Annotated in this window: 22 protein-coding genes and 1 tRNA gene; 9 read left to right on the forward strand and 14 right to left on the reverse strand. The window is 71.4% G+C overall.

Annotated features, from left to right (window positions below):
• Positions 1-31: 31 nt before the first annotated feature.
• From ACH4FH_RS30290 to ACH4FH_RS30300, 3 genes are all read right to left on the reverse strand, one after another.
• Positions 32-1537 (reverse strand): exopolysaccharide biosynthesis polyprenyl glycosylphosphotransferase, encoded by a 1506-nt coding sequence (locus ACH4FH_RS30290; protein ID WP_398559134.1) that lies wholly within the window; start codon positions 1535-1537, stop codon positions 32-34.
• Complete coding sequence (locus ACH4FH_RS30295) at positions 1534-2718, reverse strand: glycosyltransferase family 4 protein (RefSeq protein WP_398559204.1); 1185 nt, start codon at positions 2716-2718, stop codon at positions 1534-1536. Before ACH4FH_RS30295 ends, ACH4FH_RS30290 begins: the two co-directional genes overlap by 4 nt.
• A gap of 67 nt (positions 2719-2785) precedes the next feature.
• On the reverse strand, positions 2786-3877 hold the full coding sequence (locus ACH4FH_RS30300; protein WP_398559135.1) for a hypothetical protein: 1092 nt from the start codon (positions 3875-3877) through the stop codon (positions 2786-2788).
• Positions 3878-4123: 246 nt separating this feature from the next.
• Here ACH4FH_RS30300 and ACH4FH_RS30305 point away from each other — a divergent pair, with 246 nt between their 5' ends.
• Together ACH4FH_RS30305 and ACH4FH_RS30310 are read left to right on the forward strand one after the other, a co-directional pair.
• A complete protein-coding gene (locus tag ACH4FH_RS30305; protein ID WP_398559136.1) occupies positions 4124-4399 on the forward strand; it encodes a chaplin in 276 nt (91 codons plus the stop codon).
• A 173-nt stretch (positions 4400-4572) separates the two neighbouring features.
• Positions 4573-5433: a spermidine synthase gene (locus ACH4FH_RS30310; RefSeq protein ID WP_398559137.1), complete on the forward strand. Its 861-nt coding sequence runs from the start codon at positions 4573-4575 to the stop codon at positions 5431-5433.
• Positions 5434-5508: 75 nt separating this feature from the next.
• Here ACH4FH_RS30310 and ACH4FH_RS30315 read toward each other — a convergent pair whose 3' ends face one another.
• Positions 5509-6099, reverse strand: a complete 591-nt coding sequence (locus ACH4FH_RS30315) for a hypothetical protein (protein WP_398559138.1) — start codon at positions 6097-6099, stop codon at positions 5509-5511.
• 110 nt (positions 6100-6209) lie between these two features.
• Between ACH4FH_RS30315 and ACH4FH_RS30320 the strand changes: the two genes are divergently transcribed.
• The 3 genes from ACH4FH_RS30320 (at position 6210) to ACH4FH_RS30330 (ending at position 9590) form a co-directional block, all read left to right on the forward strand.
• A complete protein-coding gene (locus ACH4FH_RS30320; RefSeq protein ID WP_398559139.1) occupies positions 6210-6902 on the forward strand; it encodes a response regulator transcription factor in 693 nt (230 codons plus the stop codon).
• Positions 6899-8299: an ATP-binding protein gene (locus ACH4FH_RS30325; RefSeq protein ID WP_398559140.1), complete on the forward strand. Its 1401-nt coding sequence runs from the start codon at positions 6899-6901 to the stop codon at positions 8297-8299. The genes ACH4FH_RS30320 and ACH4FH_RS30325 overlap by 4 nt, the downstream gene beginning before the upstream one ends.
• A 238-nt stretch (positions 8300-8537) precedes the next feature.
• Positions 8538-9590 carry a chitinase gene (locus tag ACH4FH_RS30330; protein WP_398559141.1) on the forward strand — a complete coding sequence of 351 codons (1053 nt, stop codon included), beginning with the start codon at positions 8538-8540 and terminating at the stop codon, positions 9588-9590.
• A 101-nt stretch (positions 9591-9691) separates the two neighbouring features.
• Here ACH4FH_RS30330 and ACH4FH_RS30335 read toward each other — a convergent pair whose 3' ends face one another.
• From ACH4FH_RS30335 to ACH4FH_RS30350, 4 genes are all read right to left on the reverse strand, one after another.
• A complete protein-coding gene (locus ACH4FH_RS30335; protein ID WP_398559142.1) occupies positions 9692-11116 on the reverse strand; it encodes a GH1 family beta-glucosidase in 1425 nt (474 codons plus the stop codon).
• Between the two features lie 97 nt (positions 11117-11213).
• Positions 11214-12026, reverse strand: coding sequence for a carbohydrate ABC transporter permease (locus ACH4FH_RS30340; protein ID WP_398559205.1), 813 nt, complete (start codon positions 12024-12026; stop codon positions 11214-11216).
• A gap of 153 nt (positions 12027-12179) precedes the next feature.
• Positions 12180-13196 carry a carbohydrate ABC transporter permease gene (locus tag ACH4FH_RS30345; protein ID WP_398559143.1) on the reverse strand — a complete coding sequence of 339 codons (1017 nt, stop codon included), beginning with the start codon at positions 13194-13196 and terminating at the stop codon, positions 12180-12182.
• Positions 13151-14458 carry an ABC transporter substrate-binding protein gene (locus ACH4FH_RS30350; RefSeq protein WP_398559144.1) on the reverse strand — a complete coding sequence of 436 codons (1308 nt, stop codon included), beginning with the start codon at positions 14456-14458 and terminating at the stop codon, positions 13151-13153. The genes ACH4FH_RS30345 and ACH4FH_RS30350 overlap by 46 nt, the downstream gene beginning before the upstream one ends.
• A gap of 304 nt (positions 14459-14762) precedes the next feature.
• On the opposite strand from ACH4FH_RS30350, the gene ACH4FH_RS30355 reads away from it, so the two are divergent.
• Positions 14763-15797 carry a LacI family DNA-binding transcriptional regulator gene (locus tag ACH4FH_RS30355; protein ID WP_398559206.1) on the forward strand — a complete coding sequence of 345 codons (1035 nt, stop codon included), beginning with the start codon at positions 14763-14765 and terminating at the stop codon, positions 15795-15797.
• Between the two features lie 12 nt (positions 15798-15809).
• On the opposite strand, the gene ACH4FH_RS30360 is transcribed toward ACH4FH_RS30355, so the two are convergent.
• Positions 15810-16739, reverse strand: coding sequence for an AraC family transcriptional regulator (locus ACH4FH_RS30360; RefSeq protein WP_398559145.1), 930 nt, complete (start codon positions 16737-16739; stop codon positions 15810-15812).
• A gap of 122 nt (positions 16740-16861) precedes the next feature.
• On the opposite strand from ACH4FH_RS30360, the gene ACH4FH_RS30365 reads away from it, so the two are divergent.
• Positions 16862-17512, forward strand: a complete 651-nt coding sequence (locus ACH4FH_RS30365; protein WP_398559146.1) for an NAD(P)-dependent oxidoreductase — start codon at positions 16862-16864, stop codon at positions 17510-17512.
• Between the two features lie 141 nt (positions 17513-17653).
• Here the strand turns inward: ACH4FH_RS30365 and ACH4FH_RS30370 are convergent.
• The 3 genes from ACH4FH_RS30370 to ACH4FH_RS30380 all read right to left on the reverse strand — a co-directional run bounded on the left by ACH4FH_RS30370 (position 17654) and on the right by ACH4FH_RS30380 (position 19930).
• Positions 17654-17729: transfer RNA gene (locus tag ACH4FH_RS30370), tRNA-His, on the reverse strand.
• Between the two features lie 294 nt (positions 17730-18023).
• On the reverse strand, positions 18024-18644 hold the full coding sequence (gene orn, locus ACH4FH_RS30375; protein WP_398559147.1) for an oligoribonuclease: 621 nt from the start codon (positions 18642-18644) through the stop codon (positions 18024-18026).
• A 5-nt stretch (positions 18645-18649) separates the two neighbouring features.
• Positions 18650-19930: a GlxA family transcriptional regulator gene (locus ACH4FH_RS30380; protein ID WP_398559148.1), complete on the reverse strand. Its 1281-nt coding sequence runs from the start codon at positions 19928-19930 to the stop codon at positions 18650-18652.
• Positions 19931-20950: 1020 nt separating this feature from the next.
• Between ACH4FH_RS30380 and ACH4FH_RS30385 the strand changes: the two genes are divergently transcribed.
• Complete coding sequence (locus tag ACH4FH_RS30385) at positions 20951-21472, forward strand: universal stress protein (RefSeq protein WP_398559149.1); 522 nt, start codon at positions 20951-20953, stop codon at positions 21470-21472.
• 323 nt (positions 21473-21795) lie between these two features.
• Here the strand turns inward: ACH4FH_RS30385 and glmS are convergent, their stop codons facing one another.
• Entirely contained in the window at positions 21796-23625 is a 1830-nt protein-coding gene (gene glmS, locus ACH4FH_RS30390) for a glutamine--fructose-6-phosphate transaminase (isomerizing) (protein ID WP_398559150.1), read from the reverse strand.
• A 79-nt stretch (positions 23626-23704) separates the two neighbouring features.
• Entirely contained in the window at positions 23705-23980 is a 276-nt protein-coding gene (locus tag ACH4FH_RS30395; protein ID WP_398559151.1) for a hypothetical protein, read from the reverse strand.
• A gap of 204 nt (positions 23981-24184) precedes the next feature.
• On the opposite strand from ACH4FH_RS30395, the gene ACH4FH_RS30400 reads away from it, so the two are divergent.
• Positions 24185-25780, forward strand: a complete 1596-nt coding sequence (locus ACH4FH_RS30400; RefSeq protein ID WP_398559152.1) for a beta-N-acetylhexosaminidase — start codon at positions 24185-24187, stop codon at positions 25778-25780.
• Positions 25781-25863: the final 83 nt, after the last annotated feature.

Raw genomic sequence — 25863 nt, forward strand, 5'->3', positions numbered from 1 at the left:
CCGGTGAGTACGGACGACGGCGCGCCCGCGCTCACCTGCCCTCCAGCCGGAACAGCGAGGACGCCGTACGCAGCATGATCCGGATGTCCTGCCAGAGCGTCCAGCTGTCGATGTAGAGGTTGTCGAAGCGCGCCCGGTCCTCGATGGAGGTGTCCCCGCGCAGCCCGTGCACCTGAGCCAGGCCGGTGATGCCCACCGGCATCCGGTGCCGGGCGCCGTACTCCGGGTAGCGCTGGCTGAACTGCTCGACGAAGTAGGGGCGTTCGGGGCGGGGGCCGACCAGGCTCATGTCGCCGCGCAGCACGTTCCACAACTGGGGCAGCTCGTCGAGGGAGGAGCGCCGCAGCAGCCGGCCGACCGCGCTCATCCGACGGTCGTCCGCCACGCTCCACAGCGTCGCCGACTCGTGCTCGTTGCAGGGCCGCAGGGTACGGAACTTGAGCAGGGTGAAGGCGCGGCCGTGCCGGCCGATCCGCTCCTGCCGGAAGATGACGCCGGGCCCGTCGGAGAGCCGCACCGCCACCGCGCAGCCCAGCAGCACGGGAGCGGCCACCGACAGCGCGAGCGCGGCCAGGGCGATGTCCAGCAGGCGCTTGGCCCAGCCGCCGCGCGGTGGTGCGGGGTTCTCCAGCCGGCGGCACGTGAAGCCCCACAGGTGCTCGCTGTCGCGCCGCGGCAGCCGGCCGTCGTGCGGGACGGCCGAGCCCGCGAGCCAGACCGCGATGTCCTGATCGAGGAACCGCTGGAGCAGGGCCGCGGTCTGCGGATCGGCGTGCGGAGGCAGCATGAACACCGCTTCGCGCACGGTGTTCTGGAGGACGGCACGGGCGATGTCGTCGGGCGAGTTGAGGCGGGGCAGTGCGGGCGCGCCACCGTCCGCGGGCGCCGCGTGCGCGCCCGGCACGGAGGAGCCCGGCACGACCACGCCCACCGGGCGCATGCCGTATTCCGGGTGCGCGTGCAGTGCGGCGGAGAGCCGGCGGGCGGCCGGGTCGGCGGCGATGATCAGCGTGGAGCGTGGCCTGCGGCGGGCCGCGCCGCGCCGCGCCCGGTAGACCGCGGCCCGGCCGCCGCACGCCAGCGTGACGTGCGCCGCGACGGCGCACAGCAGCGCGCCCGGAGGCAGCGCCTGCCCCGCGTTCATGGCGGCTAGCGTCGCTGCTGCCACGCACCAGCAGACAGCGGCCCGGCCCAGCAGTGCGGGCAGGTCGCCCAGCGCGGTCGGGACGAGGCCGGGGCGGTAGAGCCCGGCGTGGGCGTTGAGCAGCACCAGGCACAGCACCATGGGGCCGAGCAGCGCCAGCGTCGGGCCGGGGTCCCGTACGAGGAAGGCGGCACCGGCGGTGGCCAGGCAGTCGGCGGCCATCAGCGGGGCGGTGGTCCCGTTGCGGCCGGCGCGGCGGGTCCGAGTCGGTGGTGAGGTGTGGTCGTGGCCCGGCCGCCGCGGTGGATAGACCGCGGCGGTCTGGGGCCGGGTGGCTGTGGACCGGGGCAGGACCCGGGCGGTTTGGGTCGCGTCCGCGCTCTCGGTCGTCATCGCCTGCTCTGCTCCCTGTTCTCGGGGCACGGCAGTCCGAGCAGTTCGCGGTAAAGATCCAGAACCGCTGCCGCTGTTCGCCGCACGTCGTATGTGGTCCGCACGTGCTCCAGGGCCCGGTGGCCCAGCGTCACGCACAGCTGTGGGTGGGTCAGCAACCCGCACAGGGCCCGAGCCAGGGCGGCGGGGTCCTCCGGCGGCACCAGGCAGGAGGGCGCCGCTCCGGGCGGCAGGCTCTCCCGGGCACCGCACACATCGGTGACCACCACCGGGCGGCCACAGGCCATCGCCTCCAGTGGGGCCAGCGCCATGCCTTCCCAGCGCGACGGCAGCACCACGAGATCTGCCGCGCGATACCAGGGGGCCGCGTTCTCGGCGGCGCCCGCGAAGAGCACACCGGGCGGTGCGGCCTCGTGCAGCAGCTGCCGGTCCGGTCCGTCACCCACCAGAACGAGGCGGGCACCGGGCACCGCGGCCGTGACCTGGGGCCACGCCTGCAGCAGGGTGAGCTGGCCCTTCTGTGGACACAGCCGTCCCACACACACCACCAGGGGTGTATCGGACGGCAGTTCGCTCACGGCGGGCAGCGAGGCGCGCAGCTGCTGCCGGGCCCTCGGGTCCGGGCTGCCGGGTGCGTAACGGTGCACATCCACGCCGTTGTGGATCACCGCCCACCGGGCCGCCACGCCCGCCTCCGCGCCACGCAGCCGCTCCGCCTCGCTCACACACAGCACCCGGTCCGACCAGCGCGCGGCATACCGCTCCCACGCGAGCGCGAGGCGTGCCGTCGGTCCGCCGACCGCCTCGAACGACCAGGCGTGCGGCTGATGGACGGTCGGAATCCGGCCACGGACGGCCAGTCGGGCGGCGAGCCCCGCCTTGGCGCTGTGCGCGTGGACGAGGTCGGGACGGGTGCGCCGGATCAGCCCGGCCAGCCGTCGTGTCTCACCCGGCAGCGTCGGCCCGGGGGACCGGCTCGCGGACCACGGGGCCACTTCCGCGCCCGCCGCCGCGGCGTCATCGTGCAACCCGCCGTCGGGTGGCGCGGCCACCACGACCCGTAGGCCGGCGGCCACTTGGGCCCGCACCAGGTCGGCGACGACGCGGGCGACCCCGCCGTCGACGGGCTGGGAGACATGGAGGATCGTTGGCCGCTGTTCGGACTGCAAGTCATGCGGCAGCACGCGCACTGCTCCCCTGATTACCGAGCTGACAGAACTCTCTGCGGGAATTTCCGAGGCACGTCCTTCAGCGCCTGCTCTCGGCCTGGACGAAGAGCGCGCCGACCAGGTATCCCGCTTTGCTGGTGCCGAAGCGGAAAGTGAGGCGGTCGCCACCGGACCGGAGGGCCGACTTGATGTCGAATACATCGGAGTCGAATCCGAGAGTATTCCGGTACGCGGGCAGCCGGACCGTATCCCGGCCGAAATCAGTGATCGTCGAATTCATCACATCATTGACCGGGTTGGCGGAATCGGTGAGGGAAACGGGCGGCCCCTGGTCGGCCGCGACGCTCAGTGCGTCATTTGCCGCACCCCGGTCGCCGTTATAGGCGACCATGCCCGCACTACCGCTCGCATTCGCCGGGATCCGCAGCTTGTCCAGTCCCACCGAGAGCGCGGGCTGCTTCGTGCCCAGCGGCTGGAAGCCGTCCCACAGCGCCAGACTGCGCAGCGGCTCCCGGGCGTTCTCGTACGCGACGACCAGTGTCCAGCCGCCCCACGCCCCCGCCGGGGAATGGCCCATCGCGACATTGATCTGCGCCACCGTGTACGCGCCTGACCCGCTGTCGCGCACCAGCTTGGTGACGTCCGCCGACGCCTGGAAGGCATCGGTCCTGGACGTGGTGCGGTGTCCGGTCACGGTGTCGGCGAGCACCTGCTTGTACCGGCCGCCCGGCTCGGCGATGAGCACCCGCCGGTTGTCCTTGGGCGGCTTCTGCTCACCGACCCGGAGATTGCCGCCCCAGTACAGCCGGGCGTAGCTGACCCGGGAGTCGGCCGGCAACCGCAGGTCGGCGCTGCTGGAGTTGTAGGTGTTGGCGTCGGAGTCGACGTCGATGTACGCCATTTTGTAATGGCCGTTGACGCCGGGGCCGCCCTGCTGTGCTCCCGCGCACGGCGCGGCCGTGCCGGCCACCGCCGCCCCGCAGGTGATCGAGGAGTTGGCCGCACGCGCGATTCCGCCGTGCTGGACGGCGCGGTAGCGCTCCGCGAAGGGAATTCGTGAGGATTCCTCCGGGGCCGGCGCAGCTGCCGCCGAAGACAGGGTGGCCGACAGTGTCACGGACACGAGCGCACATACGACACCACGCCCGGTGAGGCCCATCGACTTCCGCATGTCTTCCTCTCCGACTTCTATCAGTCAAACAGGAGAGCACTCTGACATTAAGCCTGTTGGAAATTGCGGGAGGCACGCCGCGACCCGTGGGGGATTCCATCGTCCGAATAACGGACTGCGGAGGGTGGCGGAGTGCGGGCCGGCGGCAGGAAGAACGTTTTACCGGACGGCCGAACGCCCCGCATCCATGCCGTAATTCGCTCGTTGAGTGCGGTGCCCCATTCGTGAACTGAAAGGAGAATGATGATGAAGCGCTTCGCCAAGACCGCCTCGGCGGCTGCCGTCACGTGCGCCATGGTGATCGGTGGCGCCGGTGTCGCATCGGCCACCAACGGTGGTCACCACCACCACAAGGGCGGCAAGGGCGCGACGGCCAAGGCCCGTGCGTCGCACTCCCCGGGTGTCCTGAGCGGGAATGTCATCCAGATTCCCATCCACATCCCGGTCAACGTGTGCGGCAACACCGTCAACGTGCTCGCGCTGCTGAACCCGGCCTTCGGGAACTCTTGCGTCAACAAGTGATCCCGCTGCCGGCTCCGGAAGGTGTCGGGCCGGTGTGGTGAGGCTGTACAGCGGTGGGCCGTCCACGACTTCGCGCGTGGACGGCCCACCGCATCGCCATGTGCGCGAGCCGGTGCCCGCCCCAGGTGCTGACCAGCGGATACGGCCACGGCACCGGGCGCCATACTGGGGGCATGGCCAAAAACAGGCGCGGGCGCGGCGGCCCGGAGACCGTCGAGGAGACGGTGGACGGCGGGGTCGCGCAGCTGCGCCCCGACCGTGACCGGCCGCGCGGATTCACGCTGCTGATCGACGGCGCCCCGCAGTCCCACGTCGACCTCGACGACCCGGCGTACCTCGACTTCGCCTACCAGCGGCGGCTCGGGCACGTCGTGGATCTGGCCGCGCCGTCCGGCAAACCGCTCCAGGTCGTGCACCTGGGCGGCGGTGCGCTGACCATGGCGCGCTATGTCGCCGCGACCCGCCCGCGCTCCACCCAGCAGGTCGTCGAGATCGACGCGCCGCTGGTGCAACTGGTTCGCCGCGTACTCCCGTTGGAGAGCGGCTGGCGGATCCGGGTGCGCGGCGGGGACGCCCGTGCGGGACTGGCGAAGATCCCGGACGGCTGGGCGGACCTCGTCATCGCCGATGTCTTCAGCGGGGCCCGCACGCCCGCGCATCTGACCAGTGCGGAGTTCGTGGGAGAGGTCAGGCGGGCGTTGCGGCCCGGCGGCTGGTACGCGGCGAACCTCGCGGACGGTCCGCCGCTGCGGTTCCTGCGGGGGCAGATCGCCACCGTCCATACGATATTCCCGGAGCTGTGTCTGACCGCCGAGCCCGCCGTCCTTCGGGGCAAGCGCTTCGGCAACGCCATCCTGCTGGCGGCCGACGGGCAGCTGCCGGTCGCCGACCTGACCCGGCGGGCGGCGACCGACCCGCACGCGGGCCGGGTCGAACACGGACGGGCGCTGCTGGACTTCACCGGCGGCGCGGCCGCGGTGACCGACGCCACAGCGGTGGCCTCGCCGCCCCCGCCCCCCGAGGTCTTCGACTGAGACGGCGGCGGGAAGTCCGCCGTGGTGAGGAGCGCCCCTTCACCACGAGCCGGGTGGGCCCGGCCAAACCGCCTGCTACGTCGCGTTGTTGCTGGTCACGACGGTCGGCGGGTGATCGTTCCAGGTGCAGATCACGGACGTGTGGGCGGCACCGCCGGTGAAGTCCACGCGGATCCACTTCTCCTGCTTCCACACCTGCATCTCCCAGCCGGAGTTCGGGGTCGCCGACACCAGCTGGGCGGAATCGGTGCCCATGTCGAAGACGACCCGGCCGCCCTGCGTGGAGTAGCTCTTGATCTGGCCACCGCCGGCGGGCGACGCACTTCCCGGCGCGGTGGCGGAGGGGCCGCGCGTCCCGGCGCCCGCGGAGTGGGAGGGCACCGAAGGCTGCGACGCCTTCGCGTCCGACGGGGAGGTGCCGTTGCCGGACCGGTCCGACGAGCCGGACGGCTTCGGCCGGTGGGTGGAGGAGGAACGCGGCGAAATGCCGCTGTCCGGCCCGCTCCCCGCGGCGGGAGCCCGGTCGGAGAGGGGCAGCGCGCGCGGCGCGTCGTACGCCGTGCCGGCCAGCACGGTGTGCACACCGAACCACGACAGCGTGACCGCGGCACCCGTCGCCAACGTCCAGGCCGCGGCGTGAACCAGTCCTCGTTGCATTTGGCTCATACTGCACCACCCGCCCGCCGGGTCGCAGCCCGTCAGCGGCTGCCGTCAACCGCGATGCGGGCGTCAACCCCGGATAAGGAAACCCGCTCGTATGGCGTACGGTGCCGCCCATGGCTCGTGTGCTCGTCGTCGAAGACGATCAGTTCGTACGCTCGGCCCTCATCCGGCATCTGACCGAGGCATCCCACACCGTACGGAGCGTCGGCACCGCTCTGGAGGCGCTGCGCGAGGTGGCGCACGTCGGATTCGACGTCGTCATCCTCGACCTGGGACTGCCCGATCTGGACGGGTCCGAGGCGCTCAAAATGCTGCGCGGGATCACCGATGTACCCGTGATCATTGCCACCGCGCGGGACGATGAGGCGGAAATCGTCCGGCTGCTGAACGACGGCGCCGACGACTACCTCACCAAGCCGTTCTCCGTGGAGCACCTCTCCGCCAGGATGGCGGCCGTACTGCGTCGCTCCCGCGCCACCACGGCCGGCGCAGAACCGCCCTCACGAGTGATCCGGGTAGGCGGCCTCGCCATCGACCCGCTGCGCCGCCAGGCCGAACTGGACGGTGCCGCGCTCGACCTGACCCGCAGGGAATTCGACCTGCTGGCGTTCCTCGCCGGCCGCCCCGGCGTCGTCGTGGCCCGCAGGGAACTGCTCGCCGAGGTCTGGCAGCAGTCCTACGGCGACGACCAGACCATCGACGTCCACCTCTCATGGCTGCGCCGGAAACTGGGGGAAACCGCGGCGAATCCGCGCTATCTGCACACCCTGCGCGGTGTCGGCGTGAAACTGGAGCCCCCGCTGTGAGATGGGCCCTGGTCAAGGTGGCCCTGGCCGTCACCGCCATGGTCGTGGTCGCCTTCGCCGTTCCGCTCGGGCTCGTCGTCAAGGAGATGGCGCGCGACCGCGCGTTCTCCAACGCCGAGCGGCAGGCCGCCACCATCGGGCCGGTACTCGCCATCACCTCCGACCGCGCCCAGCTGGAGCGGGCCGTCGCCAGCGCCGAGACCGGCGCCGGTGGCCGCATCGGCGTGCATGTGCCGCCGGGCCCCAAGGGCGGCAAGCCCGCCGAGATCGGCTCCCGGCGCGCGGCCCCCGAGGACGTCGCGTCCGCGGCCAGGCTCGGCCGGGCCTCCATCTCACCGGTACCCGGCGGCTCCTCGCTGCTCCAGCCGACGGCGGTCGCCTCGGGCATCGCCGTCGTCGAGATCTATGTCCCCGACGACGCCCTCACCAACGGCGTCGCCACCTCCTGGGTGGTGCTCGCCGGTGTCGGGCTCGCGCTCATCGTCGGCTCGGTCGCCGTCGCCGACCGCCTCGGCACCCGGATGGTGCGGCCCGCCGAGCGGCTGGCCGGCGCCGCTCACGACCTGGGCAAGGGCGAACTCGGCGTCCGGGTCCCGGAGGACGGGCCCAAGGAGCTGCGGTCCGCGGCGGTCGCCTTCAACTCCATGGCCGACCAGGTCGTCCAGCTGCTGGCCAACGAGCGTGAGCTGGCCGCCGACCTCTCGCACCGGCTGCGCACGCCGCTGACCGTGCTGCGGCTGAACGCCGCCTCGCTCGGTGACGGGCCGGCCGCCGAGCAGACCAGAGCCGCCGTGGAACAGCTGGAGCGCGAGGTCGACCAGATCATCCGCACCGCACGCGAACAGAAGGCGCAGACGCAGCAGGCCGCGGCCGCGGCCGGCTCCGACGCGGCCGAGGTGATCCGCGAGCGGATGGGCTTCTGGTCGGCGCTCGCCGAGGACGAGGGGCGCACCGTGCGCGTCGCCGGCGCCGACCGCCCGGTCCGCGTCCCCGTCGCCCGGCCCGAACTGGCCGCCGCCCTGGACGCGATGCTCGGCAACGTCTTCCGGCACACCCCCGAGGGCACCGCCTTCGCGGTGGACGTCCACAACGCCGAGGAAGCGGTGATCGTGCTGGTCTCGGACGCCGGGCCCGGCATCCCCGACCCCGACGCGGCACTGCGCCGCGGTCACGGCGGCGGCGGGGACGGCTCCACCGGCCTCGGGCTGGACATCGTGCGGCGGCTGGCCGAGTCCACCGGCGGCGATGTGCGCATCGGCCGCTCGGTCCTGGGCGGCACCGAGGTACGGGTCTGGCTGGCACTGGACGACCGGCGCGCACGGCACGGAGAGCGGCGCGGGCACCGCCTGCGGCGCACGCTCGGCAGCCGTGGCAAGCGCGCGGCGAGCAGGGTCTGAGGGCTCCCGCGGTGCCCGCGTCCGGGGCCGGGCGCCGGTCACCAAGGGCGCGGACGCTCGCCTCTGACGTGTCGCCCTAGGGGCTCTGGGACGCCCGCTCTTAAGCGCTCCCTTCCCCTGCCTTAAGCGGTCCATAAGTCCGTCAACAGCCTTACAGAAACGGGCATTTGTCCGTTTCGCAGTCGCTAGCGTGCGGGACGCACCGGATACCCCCCACGTGACGACAGGCAGGCACGAGATGAGTTCCTCGGCACACCGCAGGCGCATGAGCCGCACCACCAAGCTGATCGGCGCCGCCGTGGCCGCCGCGATCGCGGCGGGCGGCGCGATCGCCGTCACCGGTTCGGCCATGGCCACCAAGACGCCGCGGAGCGGCGACGCGAGCCCCGCGAAGGCGTCCGCCGCCTTCGCCCCGTTCGTCGACACCTCCCTCGCCCCCGCCTACGACCTCCTCGGCACCGCCGAGAAGACCGGGGTGAAGAACTTCAACCTCGCGTTCATCACCTCCGGCGGCGGCTGCGACCCCAAGTGGGGCGGTTCGGGCGAGCTGGACGGCGACCCGGTGGCCAAGCAGATACCGGATCTGCGGGCGGCGGGCGGCGACGTCCGGGTCTCCTTCGGCGGCGCCAACGGCTCGGAGCTGGGACTGGCCTGCGGGTCCGCCGACGAACTGGCCGCCGCCTACGGCAAGGTCATCGACCGGTTCGAGCTCACCAAGGTCGACTTCGACATCGAGGGCGGCGCGCTCCCGGACACCGCGGCCAACACCCGCCGCGCCCAGGCCATCGCCCAGTTGCAGAAGAAGCACCCCGACCTGGACGTCTCGTTCACCCTGCCGGTGATGCCCGAGGGGCTGACCCCGGACGGCGTGAAGCTCGTCGCGGACGCCAAGAAGAACGGTGTCGAGGTCTCCGCCGTCAACATCATGGCGATGGACTACGGCCCCTCCTACGACGGGGACATGGGCACCTACGCCACCAAGGCCGCCACCGCCACCCAGGCGCAGATCAAGGAGGCCCTCGGGCTGAACGACGCGGACGCCTGGAAGACCGTCGCGGTGACCCCCATGATCGGCGTCAATGACGTCCAGAGCGAGGTCTTCAAGGTCGACGACGCCACCGAGCTGGTGAAGTTCGCCCAGGACAAGCATCTGGGCTGGCTGTCGATGTGGTCCTCGACCCGCGACAAGGCATGCGAGGGCGGCACCTCGCCCTCCGCGCAGCCGACCTGCAGCTCGATCGAGCAGGGTCCGCTGGACTTCACCAAGGCGTTCGGGGCGTACGCCAGCTGATCCCGTGGCGGCCGGGCGCTCCCCGGCCGCCACGGACGGGGCGCAGCGGCTTCCCCCACCCGCTGCGCCCCGTCGTCCTGCCCGGAGCGCGGCGCGGTCCGTCAGCTGTCCGGCAGCTCGTTGTCGCGGGCCACCGCGGCGTACCACCGGGCGCTGGACTTCGGCGTACGGGTCTGCGTCGGGAAGTCCACGTGCACGGCGCCGAATCTCTTGCTGTAGCCGTAGGACCACTCGAAATTGTCCAGCAGCGACCACAGGAAGTAGCCGCGCAGATCGACGCCCGCGGCGAGCGCCCGGTGGGCGGCAGCGAGGTGGCCGCGCAGATAGGAGATCCGCTCCGGGTCGTGCACGGCTCCCTCGGCGTCGGGCTTGTCGTCGAAGGCGGCGCCGTTCTCGGTGATGTAGAGGGGGAGGCCCGGGGCCTCGCGGTGGAAGCGCAGCAGCAGGTCGTAGAGGCCCGACGGGTCGATGGACCAGCCCATCTCGGTGCGGTCGCCGGGCGGTTGGTGGAAGGCGATGTGCTCGGCGCCGGCCCATGGCGAGCGGCTGCCCGCGCCGTGGCCGTCATGGCGCGGCGGGGCGTTGTCAGTGCTCCCTGATACCACTGACGGTGTGTAGTAGTTGATGCCCAGCGCGTCGAGGGGGTGGTGGGCGATGGCCAGATCGCCGTCGTGCACGAAGGACCAGTCGGTGAGCGGCGCGGTGTCCGCGAGCAGGTCGTCCGGGTACGCACCGTGCAGCATCGGCCCGGTGAAGATACGCGTCGCCAGCGCGTCGATCTGCCGCTGAGCGTCGAGGTCGGCCGGGTCGGACGAACGCGCCCGCACGACCGCGGGGTTGAGGCTGACCATGATGTCGGCGCGGCAGGGCAGAGCCTCGCGCAGTGTCCGGGCGGCGAGGCCGTGCGCGAGGTTGAGGTGGTGCGCGGCGCGCAGTGCGGCCACCGGGTCCGTACGTCCCGGGGCGTGCACCCCCGACGCGTAGCCGAGGAAGGCACTGCACCACGGCTCGTTGAGGGTCGTCCACAACTCCACGCGGTCGCCCAGGGCCTCGGCCATGATCGCCGCGTAGTCGGCGAAGCGGTAGGCCGCGTCCCGGTGCGGCCAGCCGCCCCCGGCGGCGGATCCGCCATGGATGTCGGCCTCCAGCTCCTGGGGCAGATCCCAGTGGTAGAGGGTGAGCATCGGGCTGATCCCGTGGTCGAGGAGGTCGTCGACCAGCCGCCGGTAGAAGTCCAGGCCGCGCTGGAGGGCCGGACCGCGGCCCGTGGGCTGCACCCGCGGCCAGGAGACGGAGAAGCGGTAGGCGCCCAGCCCGAGTTCGGCCATCAGGGCCACGTCCTGGGAGCTGCGATGGAAGTGGTCGACGGCGATATCACCGGTGTCGCCGGCGAGGACCTTGCCGGGCGTGTGGGCGAAGGTGTCCCAGATCGAGGGGGTGCGGCCGCCTTCCCGCGCCGCGCCCTCGACCTGGTACGCGGCGGTGGCCGAGCCCCACAGGAATCCAGGGGGGAAGCGATGAGTCATGGAGGTGCTCCTGTTCGGTGTCAGGGGACGCGGACCGCCCGGCGGCCCGAGGCGACAGGGCGAGGAAGAAGGGGGAGGCCGAGGAAGAGCGGAGACCTCACCCCTTGACCGCGCCCTGCATAATGCCGCCGACGATCTGCCGGCCGAAGAGCACGAACGCCAGCAGCAGCGGCAGGGTGCCGAGCAGCGCGCCCGCCATGATCACGGCCTGGTCGGGGACATAGCCCCGGCCCAGACCGGTCAGCGCGACCTGCACCGTGGGGTTCTCCTGGGTGAGCGCGATGATCGGCCAGAAGAAGTCGTTCCACGCCTGGACGAAGGTCAGCATTCCCAGGACGGCCATCGCGGGGCGGGCGGCCGGCAGGACGATGTGCCACACCACCCGCAGGCTGCTCGCGCCGTCCACCCGCGCGGCCTCGACCAGCTCCGTCGGCAGCGCCTGGATCAGGTACTGCCGCATGAAGAACACCCCGAAGGCGCTCACCAGCGTCGGCAGGATCACCGCCTGCAGATGGTTGGTCCACTCCAGCTCGGCGATGGTCATGAACAGCGGCACGACACCGAGCTGCGGCGGAATCATCATCGTCCCGATGACCAGCAACAACAGCAGGTTCTTCAGCCGGAACCGCAGTTTGGCGAAAGCGAAGCCGGCGATCGTCGAGAAGAGCACGGTGCCCAGCGCGATGGTGCCGGCCACCACCGTCGTATTGGCCAGCGCCAGGCCCATGTTGGCGTCGGTCCAGGCCGTTCCCAGATTCTTCAGCAGATCGGAGCCGAACCAGAACGGCGGCGGCGTCCGGGCGAGCCGGCCGTTGTCGCGGGAGGCGGCGATCGCCGTCCACACCAGCGGGAAGAGCGAACCGACGCTGAACAGCGTCAGCACGGCGAGAGTGAAGGGCCCACCGCGCAGAGCCCGGCCCCCTTCGACGCCCCCGCGCCGCCCGCCCGTCCGACGCTCAGCGGTGCGCCACCGGCCACGTCGCCCGCCGCCTCCCGACAGGCCCGTCGCCCTTCGCCCGTCCCGGTGCTCGCTTGCCTCGGCCTTGAGCAGCACAGTGTCTCCTCACCGATCCCCGCGCAGCCGCCGGGCGATCAGCAGATGCACCGCGCCGATCAGCAGCAGGATCAGGAACATCGCCCAGGCGACGGCGGAGGCCCGGCCGAGATGGAAGTTGAACCAGCCCTGGTCGTAGAGGTAGAGCCCCAGGGTCTGGAATTGGTGCGAGGCGCCGCCCTTGTGGCCGGCCGCGCCGCCGAAGAGCAGCGGTTCACCGAAGAGCTGCATCGCGCCGATCGTGGAGACGACGACCGTGAAGAGGATCGTCGGCCGCAGCGACGGCACGGTCACATGGAGGAACTGCCGGCCGCTGCCGGCGCCGTCCAGGGCCGCGGACTCGTACAGATCCCGGGGGATCGCCTGCATCGCGGCCAGATAGATCAGCGCGTTGTAGCCCGTCCAGCGCCAGATCACGATCGAGGAGACCGCGAGCTGCGAGGCGAGGGTGCCGCTCTGCCAGTCGACGGGCCCGAAGCCGACCGCCCCGAGCGCCCAGTTGATCATCCCGTAGTCCCGCCCGAAGAGCAGCACGAACACCAGCGTCGCGGCGGCCACCGACGTGGCGTACGGCGTCAGCAGCGCGACGCGAAAGAAGGACGAGCCGCGCAACCGGTGGTTGAGCAGATGGGCGAGGCCGAGGGCCATCAGCAGCTGCGGGACGGTCGACAGCACCCCGATGGTGAAGGTGTTGCGCAGCGCGTTCCAGAAGAACTCGTCCTCCAGCAGCCGGGTGTAGTTGTGCAGCCCCGCCCACTCCATGTCGTCCGGCGCCGACAGCTCCACCCGGTGCAGCGAGGCCCACCCCGTATAGAGGAGCGGAAAGAGCCCGAAGGCGATGAAGAAGAGGAAGAACGGCGCGATGAAGGCGTACGGGCTGTAGCGCACGTCCCAGCGGTAGCGGCGGCTTCGCCGGGCGCGGCGGCGGGCCTCCTTGTGGTCCGCCGCCGCGCCCGCGGCGGGGCGCACGACCGTGCCGGTCACCCGTCCACCGCGCTTTCGACCTCCTTGAGCGCCGCCCGCCATCCGGCCGCGGGAGACTTGCCCTGCTGCTCGACCTGCAGAATGCCGATATCGGTGAAGGCATTGCCGATCTGCTGGTCCTTGGGGCCGAGCACCAGCGTCGGGATGCGCCTGGCCGCGGCGGAGAAGATCCTGCCGGTCGGTGCGTCACCGAAGTAGGGGTTCCTGGCGTTCTTCACCTCGGGCAGGTCGTAGGCGGCCGGGGTACTGGGGATACTGGCCTGCGCGGCGAAGACCTTGGCCTGCTGCTCGGGGGCGCTCAGCCAGACCGCCAGCTTGACGGCCTCGGCCTTGTGCTTCGCCGCCTTGGGCACCCCGACGAACGAACCGCCCCAGTTGCCCGGCCTGGGGGCGGGCGCGACATCCCACTTGTCCTCGGCGGCCGCGCCGGCCTTCTCTTTGATGTAGCCGAGCATCCAGGGAGCGCAGGCCACCGTCGCGAACCTGCCGTTGGCGAACGCCTGGTCCCAGGGCTTCTCGAACTGCTTGAGCCGGGCGGTCATCTTCTCCTCCGCCGCACGGATCGCCAGCGACCAGGCGGTCTTCACGGCGGGGCTGTCCCGGTAGATGAGCTTGCCGCCGGAGTCGTAGAAGCGCTCCGCGTAGCCGTTGTAGACGGCGGAGAACAGTCCGGCCGCGGAGTCCATGAAGACCGTCCCCTGGGGGGCCTTCTTCATGTAAGAGGCGCCGGTGTCGACGTACTTCCGCCAGTCGCCGGCCCACAGCCTGCCGACCTGCTCGCGCTGTGTGGGGAGCCCCGCCTTCCGGAAGAGGTCCTTGCGGTAACACATCGCGGTGGGGCCGATGTCCGTGCCGAGCCCCACCGTCCTGCCGTCCTCGGTGGTGGCCTGAGCCCATTTCCAGTCCAGCCACCGGCTCTTGTCGACACCTTCGGCGTGGCTGAGGTCCTCGAACTTGTCGGCCTGGGTGGTGACCACCTCGTTGATGTTGCCGACCTCGATGGCCTGGACATCGGACAGTCCGCTGCCCGCGGCGAGGTGGGTGAGCAGCTGCGGATAGTAGGCGTCATTGCGCTCGATCACGTTCTCTTTGATCTTCACGCCGGGATGCAGCTTCTCGTATTCCTTGTAAAGACCGGCCTGTTGATAACCGAAGACCCCGAAGGTGCCGACGGTGACAGTGGTCTCGCCTTCGGCGTCGTCGCCCGCGGAGTCGTCGGCGCAGCCGGCGAGCAGTGCGGCGCCGAGAGCGGCGACGGTCGTGAGGATCACCAGCTTGCGTGGTGGGGTGGAACCGCTGCGCATGTGCGTCCTCCTGGTGCCCTGACGCGTACGGTGTGCGTACGAGAGATGTAGGGAATGGATACCTTGGGAGCGCTCCCAGCCGTGATGAGTTGAAGAGTCACCGCAACGCTCCGTGGTGTCAAGGGAGTGCGCATCAACTCGTATGACTCTGGCCGGAGTTGACCGATGGCCGCTTACCGAGCGGCACGCCGGGCCCACGTACTGTCAGTGCTCCGGTGTTCAATGACGGAACACAGCGGCGCGCCGGTGGCGGTGCCGCTGCGGCTCGGCGCGGTCCCGGAACCCGGAGGCGGTCAGCATGGCAGTGGCGGCGTACGGCAGGCGGCGCACGGGCCGCCCCACCCTGGAGGACGTCGCGGCCCGCGCGGGCGTCGGCCGCGGCACGGCCTCCCGCGTCATCAACGGCTCGCCCCGCGTCCGCCCCGCCACCCGCGAGGCCGTCGAGCGCGCCGTCGCCGAACTCGGCTACGTCCCCAACCGCGCCGCCCGCGCGCTGGCCGCAAACCGCACCGACGCCCTCGCCCTGGTCATCCCCGAGCCCGAGACCCGGTTGTTCGCCGAGCCCTACTTCTCCGGCATCATCCGCGGCGTCAGCGCCGAACTCGCCGCGACCGACTACCAGTTGCTGCTCACCCTGATCGCCACCCCCCAGGAGCGCCGCCGGCTGGCCCAGTTCCTCACCGCGCAGCGCGTCGACGGCGTCCTGCTGCTCTCGGTGCACGCCGATGATCCGCTCCCCGCCCTGTTGGACCGGCTCGCCCTGCCGGCGGTGCTCAGCGGCCGTCGCACCGCCCGGGAGTCCGTGCCGTACGTCGACTCCGACAACGCCGGCGGCGCCCGGGCCGCCACCGAGCATCTCCTCGCCACCGGCCGCCGCGCCATCGCCACCATCACAGGGCCGCTGGACATGTACGTCGCCCGCTGCCGGCTGGACGGCTACCGGCAGGCCCTGGCCGCCGCGGCCGGCCGCCACCCGGCCCCACCCCTGGTCGCCCACGCCGACTTCACCGAGGAGAGCGGCCGGCGCGCCATGGCCGAGCTGCTGGATCGCAACCCCGGTCTGGACGCGGTGTTCGCCGCCTCCGATGTGATGGCCGCCGGGGCCCGCGCGGTGCTGCGCGAGCGCGGCCGGCGGGTCCCCGACGATGTCGCACTGGTCGGCTTCGACGACTCCCCGGTCGCCCGCCACATGGAGCCGCCGCTGACCAGCGTCCGCCAGCCGATCGAGGACATGGGCCGCGCGATGGTGCGGGTCCTGCTGGGAGAGATCGCCGAACGCCCCTCGCCCGGGGCCCAGTTGGTGCTCCCCACCGAGCTGGTGCTCAGATCCTCGACCTGAGCGCCGGGCGGCTCAGCCCGGAGAGACGGCGGCCACCGCGCCGCCCCGGACGGCCGCCCGGAAGGCGATGGGCGTGGTGCCCGCCCGCCGCTGGAAGAACTTGCTGAAGTTGGTCGCGTCGTCGAAGCCCAGCCGGTCCGCGATCCGGGCCGCCGACTGGTCGCCGTGCGCCAGCAGCCGCTTCGCCTCCAGCACCACCCGGCGGTCGATGAATTCCTTCGCCCCGACTCCGGCGGCGGCCTCGGTCGCGCGGGAGAGGGTGCGCGGCGCGTAGCCCAGCGACCGGGCGTAGTCCGCGACCCGTCGGCTCCTGGTGAACTCCCGCTCCACCGCGTCCCGGAAGCGCAAATAGGTCTCGCTCGCCTCACAGGCCCCTTCCCTGTCGGTGTCCACCGCACCGGCCGGATGGGCGGCCCGCAGCACGAGCACGGCCAGCAGATGCCGCAGCACTTCGACATGCACCTCCAGCGGCAACCCGCCCAGGGCGCCGAACTCGCGATGCAGCTGCCGCATCGCCTCGCTCAGGGCCCGCGCCGCGGCCCCCTCGGGACGCCGCACGGCAGGCCCGTACCAGTCCTCGATCCGGGCCGCGGCCGCGGTGGACGGGTCGAGGAAGGTGGCCTCGAAGAGCACCAGCAGCCCCTCCGCCCCGGTCAGGTCACCGAAGTGCTGGACCTGCCCAGGACGCGACCACAGCAGATCACCCGGGGTGAGGAGGTGCTCGCGGAAGTCGACGCTGTGCGTCAGCCGACCGCTCTCCAAGGTCAGCAGATGGTGAAAGCCGGGGCGGTGCGGTGTGGACAGCTGACAGGCATCGGCGCGCTCGCGCAGCTCGGCGAGCGTCATCACCTCCACACCCGCGGGCCGCCCGGCCGGCGCAGAGAACGCCACCTCCGGGATCTCGGTCACGGGCTCCCCGCCGTGCTGTCGGTTTTTGACCATCACCCGTCTCCTGGGTACCCCGAAATGTCCAGCTGGTGCCCCTAGCGTAGAAGACGTCAGCGAGGCTGATGACCGAAAACGGAAGTCCTTACCGGACGCACGAAACACCTGGGAGACCCACCATGTCCACGATCGCTCTGTTCGGGGCCAACGGCACCATCGGCAGCCGCATCCTGCACGAGGCCCTGCAGCGCGGCCACCGGGTCACCGCGGTCGTCCGCGATCCCGCGAAAATCACCACGACCCACCCCGAGCTGACCGTGACCACCGGCGACATCCTCGACCCGGCGTCCGTCGCCGCGGTCGCCAAGGGGCAGGACGTCCTGATCAGCGCGGTCGGCGGCGGCGACGGTCCGGGCCACCTCGCCACTATCGAGCCCGCGGCCCAGTCCCTCGTCGCCGGCCTCCGCACGCTGGGCGACGTGGCACCCCGCCTGATCACCGTCGGCGGCGCCGGCTCGCTGCGCACCCCCGACGGCAAGCAGGTGTGGGACGCGGAGGGCCTGCCCGAGTTCCTGCTGCAGATCATGCACGCGCACGGCGACGCGCTGGACCACTACCGCACCGTCTCCGACGTGCGCTGGACCAACCTCAGCCCGGCCGCCACCATCGAGCCCGGCGAGCGCACCGGCAGCTACCGCACCGCCACCGACGACCTGATCGTCGACGCGGAAGGCGTGAGCCGCATCTCCACCGAGGACTACGCCGTCGCCGTCCTCGACGAGATCGAGCGGCCTCGCCACCTCGGCGAGCGCTTCACCGTCGCCTACTGACGCACCGTGCGCTCGGCCTGCCGCGGGCTCGCCGGCGGCTCCGGCCGGAGGCGAGCCGGGGGAGCGCCCGGAACGGACAGCGACCGCAGCGGTGTGCTCGGAAACAGCAAGGCCCCCGACCGAGGTCGGGGGCCTTGACAGTGGGGTGAGTAACGGGACTTGAACCCGCGACATCCTGGACCACAACCAGGTGCTCTACCAGCTGAGCTATACCCACCATGACCGGTGCTGTGTGGTTCTTGTTCCCCACCGGCTGAGAAAAAGTGTACAGGGTCCCGAGGGGTGCTCGCTCCCAGGTTTCGCGGCCCGGGAACACGGGCGTGTCTCGCGGTTCGGGGGCCGGGCCTGCGGGTCCGTCACGAGGCGTCCGCAGACCGCCCGCCGGGCGCTTCGCCCTGCCGGACCCCGGAAAGCCCCGTGGACCTCCCCCTGCCGGGAAGGCGGGCGGAGGTCCACGGGAAAGCCCACAAGGCGTGGCCTGCTGTGCGCCGGGGAGTGGTCCCCGGCCGCTTCACTCCGCCGCGGACTGCGGCTCGGTGGGCAGGACGTGCTTGGCGGCGATGGCCTTGGCGGTGTCCGAGTCGGGACCGGGCTGCGGCACGAAGACCGCCTCCCGGTAGTAGCGCAGTTCCGCGATGGATTCGCGGATGTCCGCCAGGGCCCGGTGGTTGCCGCTCTTGTCCGGGCTGTTGAAGTAGGCCCGCGGGAACCAGCGCCGGGCCAGCTCCTTCACGGACGAGACATCGACGATCCGGTAGTGGAGGTAGCTCTCCAGGGTCGGCATGTCGCGCAGCAGGAAGCCGCGGTCGGTGCCGACGGAGTTCCCGCACAGCGGGGCCTTCCCCTGCTCCGGCACGTGCTGCTTGATGTACGCGAGCACCTGCGCCTGAGCGGCCTCCAGCGTCGTGCCGCCGTCCAGCTCCTCCAGCAGCCCGGAGGCGGTGTGCATCTGGCGCACCACCTCCGGCATGGTGGTCAGCGACTCGGCCGGGGGGCGGATCACCACATCCACCCCGTCGCCCAGCACATTCAGCTCGGAGTCGGTGACCAGTGCGGCCACCTCGATGAGCGCGTCATTCGCCAGCGAGAGTCCGGTCATCTCGCAGTCGATCCACACCATGCGATCGTTCATACGCCTCACCCTACGGGGCGCTCACGCTGGCTGGGGAGCACGGGGCGTCCGGCGCCCCTCCCGACGGGTGCTTCCGGCAGTCGTGAGGCGAAGGCGTCGGAACGCGGCTTGCCCGCTTCGCCCTGTTCGCCCGCTTCCGCGGCCGCCATGGCGGGCGTCTGCCCGTGGCCGGCCACCGCGGCGGCGGAGAACCGGTCCGCGCCCCCGGATCCCGGCGCCGTACGCTCGCCGCGCTCCGGCCGCAGCGAATCGGGCCCACCCTGCGGTCGACGCGCGCGGTACGCCGCGCGGTAGGCCGCGGGCGAGGCGCCCAGCTGCCGCCGGAAATGGCCGCGCAGGGCGACCGGCGAGCGGAATCCGCAGCGCCCCGCGACCTCGTCCACCGAATAGTCGGAGGTCTCCAGCAGTCGCTGGGCCTGCAACACCCGCTGGGTGATCAGCCACTGCAGGGGGGCGCTCCCGGTCAGGGAACGGAACCGCCGGTCGAAGGTGCGCCGGCTCATGTAGGCGCGGGCGGCCAGGGTCTCCACGTCGAACTGCTCGTGGAGGTGCTCCAGCGCCCAGGCGACGACCTCGGCAAGCGGGTCGGCGCCGATCTCCTCCGGTAATGACCGATCGAGGTAGCGCTGGTGCCCGAGGTCGGACGCGGTGCGGCGGGGCGGTACGACGAGCCGGCGTGCCAGCGCGTTCGCGGCGTCCGCGCCGTGGTCGGTCCGCACGATGTGCAGACACAGATCGATGCCGGCCGCCGTCCCCGCGGAGGTGAGCACGTCGCCGTCGTCGACGAAGAGCTCGCGGGGGTCGACATGGACGGACGGATAACGCTTGGCGAGCGTCGGTGCGTACATCCAATGAGTCGTGGCGGGGCGGCCATCGAGGAGTCCGGCTGCGGCGAGGACGAACGCCCCCGTGCACAACCCGACGATCCTGGCCCCTTCTTCATGCGCGCGGCGCAGCGCGTCGAGCGCGGCGGGCGGCGGGGCCTGGGTGATGGAGCGCCAGGCCGGTACGACGACCGTCCCGGCACGGGAGATCGCCTCCAGCCCGTAGGGGGCCGAAAGTTCGAGCCCCCCGGTCGTGCGCAAAGGTGCGTCTTCGCCGGCGCACACAAGCAGCCGGTACCGCGGAACGCCTGCGTCCTGGCGGTCGATGCCGAAGACCGAGAGCGGAATGGAGCTCTCGAAAATGGGGCCGCCACTGAAGAGGAGCACCGCGACTATTTCGCGGCGTCGTCGGGCGGCGAGCTTGCGTGCGGCATCTGGTACGGCAGCGGAGTCCTGGCTCATGGCACTTAAGCCCCCCTCGGTCGTCTCGCCCTCTCGGTACTGCACAGTTCCCCCGCCGTCACTACCAAGATCGAATCTACTGTGTCCCGTGAGGATGGAGTGCCAAGTTCACCACCCGCTGGTATGTCGATATGGCAACTTGGCGCGAAGCATTCGATCACGAAGCGTTCCACTCGTCGGGCCTGCATGGGAAGTACGCGTCTCGGCTCTGCCCGCTCGCCGTAGGGCACAACCATGCCCAGCGGTCCTTTCCTCCCTGCTCACACCGGGGTTGTGGGGTGGTGGGGACAAGGGAGGGGACCCGGCCGGAAGTTGGCTGAAAACGGTCGCGCGCAGACTTGCGGGCGGCCTAATCGACCGGCGTACGCCGTCCGGAATGCCGTCCGCCCCCATGCGCCGCCGTCCCGCTTTCCGCCCTTCTGTACCGGTGTCGGCCGGTGTCCTCGGTGAGGGCCCGCGCGGCGGTCCGTTCGGATTGCCGCAGCAGGGCGCGGCAGGCGCAGGTCACGGCCGCCAGGCCGGCGGCGGCACCTAGCGCGCCGGCCAGGGAGGCGCCGCTCACGAGGAGGACGAGGGGTACCAGGGCGCAGCTGAACGCCCCCCAGCGCACCACATCGCTCACCGGGTCGGGTGATCTGTCGGACGGCACGGGCACGTCGTGCTCCCTTCACACAGGCAGCTACTACAACGTCTCCGGCGATCATGGGTCACCGCGAGGGGTACGTACGGGGGCAGGGCGGGGCATTGCCATCCGGGCCACGCTCCGGCATGCTCCGGGGAACGTTCGAGGCCCGGGGTCGCCGTGGGCGGGCCACTGTGTCCGCGGTGGGCTCTGGGCAGCGGAGGGGTGGCGCCGTACTCTTGGGGTATCAGGTTGGGAAGGTGATTCCCAGTCGTATCGTTCCTCATTGAACTATGGCTCGCGCTCCGCCATCGAGCCAGCTCAGTCAACTGCCGGATCAAGTCAATCGCCGTTCCCCGTTCGCCCCTCCGCAAGAGGATGTCCTCGCCGAGACACCCATGGCCGGTCACGAAATCCCCGAACCCGCGGACCGCAAGCAGGTCGCCGATCCTCTGGCGGGCCTGGAAGCGGTGGAAGAGACACGCCACTCCTGCGACCCCGCCTTCCAGCACGGCGTCGTGGTCGGCTTCGACGGCTCCATGTCGAGCGAGCGCGCGTTGGCGTATGCAATCGGTATGGCCCGGCGCCTCGGCTCCGGGTTGATCATCGTCCATGTGGCCAATCGGCTGCCGACGACCGTCTGGGCGGGCTGTGAGCCCCCGGTCTTCGTGGACGTGCCGGATCACCGTACGGAAGTGCTCGGGCTGGAGCTCGCGTGCGCCGATCACCTCACCGAGGTCCCGTGGATCCTCGTCGAGCGCGGCGGGGACATCTGCCACGAGCTGGAGGAGGTCGGCCAGGAGTACGAGGCCGACGCGATCGTGGTCGGCTCCACGCACGGCATCGTCGGCCGGATCTTCGGTTCGGTCGCCGGACGCCTGGCGCGCCGCGCGCAGCGCCCGGTGATCGTCATTCCCTGAGCGGCCGAATCCGCCAACCCCCCTCACACCGCAGCCGCCTGAGTGCACGTCACGTCGCGCGGGGTTCGCCGTGTCTACTGATGCGTAGAGGTGGATTGTGCGCTTGTGAGGGGTAGGAAACGGTCACGTGAGCGCGCCACGGTACGGGCCGCCGGCGGCCGCGCCACGGTTCAACGGCGTGCTGCCGGCCGGGAGATGACGGCTCCCGGGGTGGCGGCATCCTGCCGGCGTTCGGGCGACGCCGGCACAGGGAGCCGGTTGCCGCGCGCGTTCGGTGGCTCGCGCGCAGCCGCCGGCTCCCGACCCTTGCGGGCCTGCCGGATCTACTCCACGGTGACGGACTTGGCCAGGTTGCGCGGCTTGTCGATGTCCCGGCCGAGGGACAACGCCGTGTGGTAGGCGAGCAGTTGCAGCGGGATGCCCATCAGGATCGGGTCCAGCTCCGGCTCGTTCTTGGGCACCACGATGGTGTGGTCGGCCTTCTCCTGCTCCTGGTGCGCGACGGCGAGGATGCGGCCGCTGCGGGCCTTGATCTCCTCCAGCGCGGCGCGGTTCTTCTCCAGCAGGTCGTCGTCCGGGACGATCGCGACCGTCGGCATCGCGGGCTCGATGAGGGCCAGCGGGCCGTGCTTGAGCTCCGAGGCCGGGTAGGCCTCGGCGTGGATGTAGGAGACCTCCTTGAGCTTCAGCGAGGCCTCGCGCGCCACCGGGTAGCCGCGCACCCGGCCGATGAACATCATCGACTTGGCGTCCGCGTACAGCTCCGCCAGCTTCTTGATGTCCGCCTCGCCCTCCAGGATCTCGGTGATCTGGGCGGGCAGCTTGCGCAGGCCTTCGATGACCCGCTTGCCGTCCGCGACGGACAGGTCGCGGATCCGGCCGAGGTGCAGGGCGAGCAGCGCGAAGGAGACCACCATGTTGGTGAAGCACTTCGTGGAGACGACGCAGACCTCGGGCCCCGCGTGCACGTAGATGCCGCCGTCGGTCTCCCGGGCGATCGCCGAGCCGACCACGTTCACCAGGCCGAGCACCCGCGCACCCTTGCGCTTGAGTTCCTGGACGGCCGCCAGCACGTCGTAGGTCTCACCGGACTGCGAGACCGCCACGTACAGCGTGTCGGGGTCCACGACCGGGTTGCGGTAGCGGAACTCGGAGGCCGGCTCCGCGTCCGAGGGGATGCGGGCCAGCTCCTCGATCATCTGCGCGCCGATCTGGCCCGCGTGGTACGAGGTGCCGCAGCCCAGGATCTTCACCCGGCGCACGCCGCGCGCCTCGCGGGCGTCGAGGTTCAGGCCGCCCAGGTGCACGGTGGAGAACCGGTCGTCGATCCGCCCGCGCAGCGCGCGGTCCACCGCGTCCGCCTGCTCGGAGATCTCCTTGTGCATGTAGGTGTCGTGGCCGCCCAGGTCGTACGACTCGGCCGCGTACTCGACGGTCTCCGGAGCGGACGTGGTCCGCGAGCCCTCGGTGGTGTAGGTGCGGTAGTCGTCGGCCTTGAGGGTGGCCATCTCGCCGTCGTCCAGGGTGACGACCTGGCGGGTGTGCGAGACCAGCGCGGCGACGTCCGAGGAGACGAACATCTCGTGCTCGCCGATGCCCAGCACGACGGGGGAGCCGTTGCGGGCGACGACGATGCGGTCGGTGAAGTCGGCGTGCAGCACGGCGATGCCGTAGGTGCCCTCGATGTGGCGCAGCGCCTCGCGGACCCGCTCCTCCAGCTTCGGGGCGGTGGAGCGGCCGATCAGGTGGGCCAGCACCTCGGTGTCGGTCTCGGAGGCGAAGACCACTCCGTCGGCCGTCAGCCGGGCGCGCAGCTCGGAGGCGTTGTCGATGATGCCGTTGTGGACCACCGCCACCTTGCCCTCGGTGTCGAGGTGGGGGTGGGCGTTCTCGTCGGTGGGCGCGCCGTGCGTGGCCCAGCGGGTGTGCGCGATGCCGGTGCTGCCCGCGAACCGCTTCGGCAGCCGGGACTCCAGCTCCCGGACCCGGCCCTTGGCCTTGGCGGTCTTCAGGCCGCCCGGGGTCTTGCCGGCCGCCTTGGCGTGGATGGCGATGCCGGCCGAGTCGTAGCCGCGGTACTCCAGGCGCTGCAGGCCCTCAAGGAGCAGGGGAGCAACGTCGCGTTTGCCGATATATCCGACGATCCCGCACATACAGTGGCCCTCCGAGAAACGTGTTGACGAGTGTTCATGACTGCGTTCGTGGTGACTGCGTTCGCGTGCGTCCGGCGTGTCAGCCGTACACGAGGCGGCGTAGCTGGCGTATCGAGAGTGACGGCGGGGCCACCGCGCGGTGCGGCAGCTCGTCGGCGATCCGCTCGAAGATCACCTCGTTGCGCAGCCCCTGGGACTGCAGCTCGCGGTGTCTGCGGCGGACGAAGTCCTCCGTGGTCTCGTCGAAGTACGCGAGCACGTCCAGGACCACCCGGGCAGCTTCGCCGCGGTGCAGCGGCGTGCTGCGCACCAGGTGGTCCACGAGGTCCTCATGGGACGGGCGGCGATCGAGCACTCGTCGATACTGCGGGGCCCGGCGCAGGAACGCAAGAAATCTGCCCGATATCGGGCAGGTCCCTGAGATGGCGGCCGGAAAGTGGTCTAAACCTTGACCAGATCCGAGGCTCACGGTACGCATGGTCACCGTTCGGTCGCTCCATGCCATGCAGAAGGTGCTCTCCACGCCATCCATGCACGATGCTCGCCGAAGGGACCGTCGATGAGACGACGCAGACTCCTGTTTTCGCTGCTGCTGGCCGCGGCGGCGGGAATGGGAACCGCCGCCGTACCGCCCCAGCCCGCCGCCGACCGGGCCGCCACGCCGCTGGGGCAGGTGATCCCCGCGCCCGCCTCGGTGCACAGCGGCGGCGATCCGTACACGATCGGCGGCCGGACCGTGATCCGCGTTCCCGGCGGCTCGGGAGAGGCGCGGCAGGTCGCCGGCTATCTCGCCGGGCTGCTGCGGCCCGCGACCGGCTTCGCGCTGCCGGTGACCGCCAAGGACGGCCGGGACGGCATCGTCCTGCGGCTCGGCGGCCGGGGCGCCAAGGGGCTGGGCGAGGAGGGCTACCGGCTGACCTCCGGCGGCCATGGGGTCACCATCAGCGCCGCGCGCCCCGCGGGCCTCTTCCATGGCGTGCAGACCCTGCGGCAGTTGCTCCCGGCGAGCCTGGAGACGCGACGCACGCAGCACGCGGCCTGGCAGGTGGCGGGCGGCACCATCGCGGACTCGCCGCGCTACGGCTACCGCGGCGCGATGCTCGACGTCTCGCGGCACTTCTTCACCGTCGAGCAGGTCAAGCGCTACATCGACCAGCTGGCCCTGTACAAGATCAACAAACTGCACCTGCATCTCTCCGACGACCAGGGCTGGCGGATCGCCATGAAGTCCTGGCCGAAGCTGGCGACCTACGGCGGCAGCACCCAGGTGGGCGGCGGTCCCGGCGGCTACTACACCAAGGACGACTACCGCGAGATCATCGACTACGCCACCGACCGCTTTCTGACGGTGGTCCCCGAGATCGACATGCCGGGTCACACCAACGCCGCGCTGGCCTCCTACGCCGAGCTGAACTGCAACGGCGTGGCGCCGCCCCTCTACACCGGTACCCAGGTCGGCTTCAGCTCGCTGTGCGTGCCGAAGGCGCGGACGTACGACCTCGTCGACGACGTCATCCGGGAGCTGGCGGCGATGACCCCCGGCCCCTCGATCCACATCGGTGGCGACGAGGCCCACTCCACCAGCCATGAGGACTACGTGGCCTTCATGGACAAGGTCCAGCCGGTGGTCGCCAAGTACGGCAAGAAGGTGATCGGCTGGCACCAGCTGACCGGCGCGCACCCGGCGAAGGGCGCCGTCGCGCAGTACTGGGGCTACGACGCGACCAGCGCGGCGGAGCGCGAACAGGTCGCCGCGGCCGCCAGGAACGGCACCCCGCTGATCCTCTCGCCCGCCGACCGCGCCTACCTCGACATGAAGTACGACAAGAACACGCCGCTGGGCCTGTCCTGGGCCGGCTACGTCGACACCAGGCGCTCCTACGACTGGGACCCCGGCAGCTACCTCCAGGGCGCGCCGCCGGAGTCGATCCTCGGCGTCGAGGCGCCCCTGTGGTCCGAGACGCTGTCGACGTCCGCGCACATCGAGTACATGGCCTTCCCCCGCCTGCCGGGCATCGCGGAGCTGGGCTGGTCGCCGGCCTCGACCCACGACTGGGAGACGTACAAGGTCCGGCTGGCCGCCCAGGGGCCCCGCTGGGACGCGATGGGCATCGGGTACTACCGGGCGCCGGAGGTGCCGTGGCCCGCGAAGTGAGCTGAGCCCGCGGGGCGTCGGCGGGCGCCCCGCCCGCGGCCGCCCCCGGGCCGCCGGGCGGGCCGCGGCAGCGCGAAGGGGCC

It is taken from the genome of Streptomyces sp. NPDC017993, assembly GCF_044328065.1.
Taxonomy (GTDB): domain Bacteria; phylum Actinomycetota; class Actinomycetes; order Streptomycetales; family Streptomycetaceae; genus Streptomyces.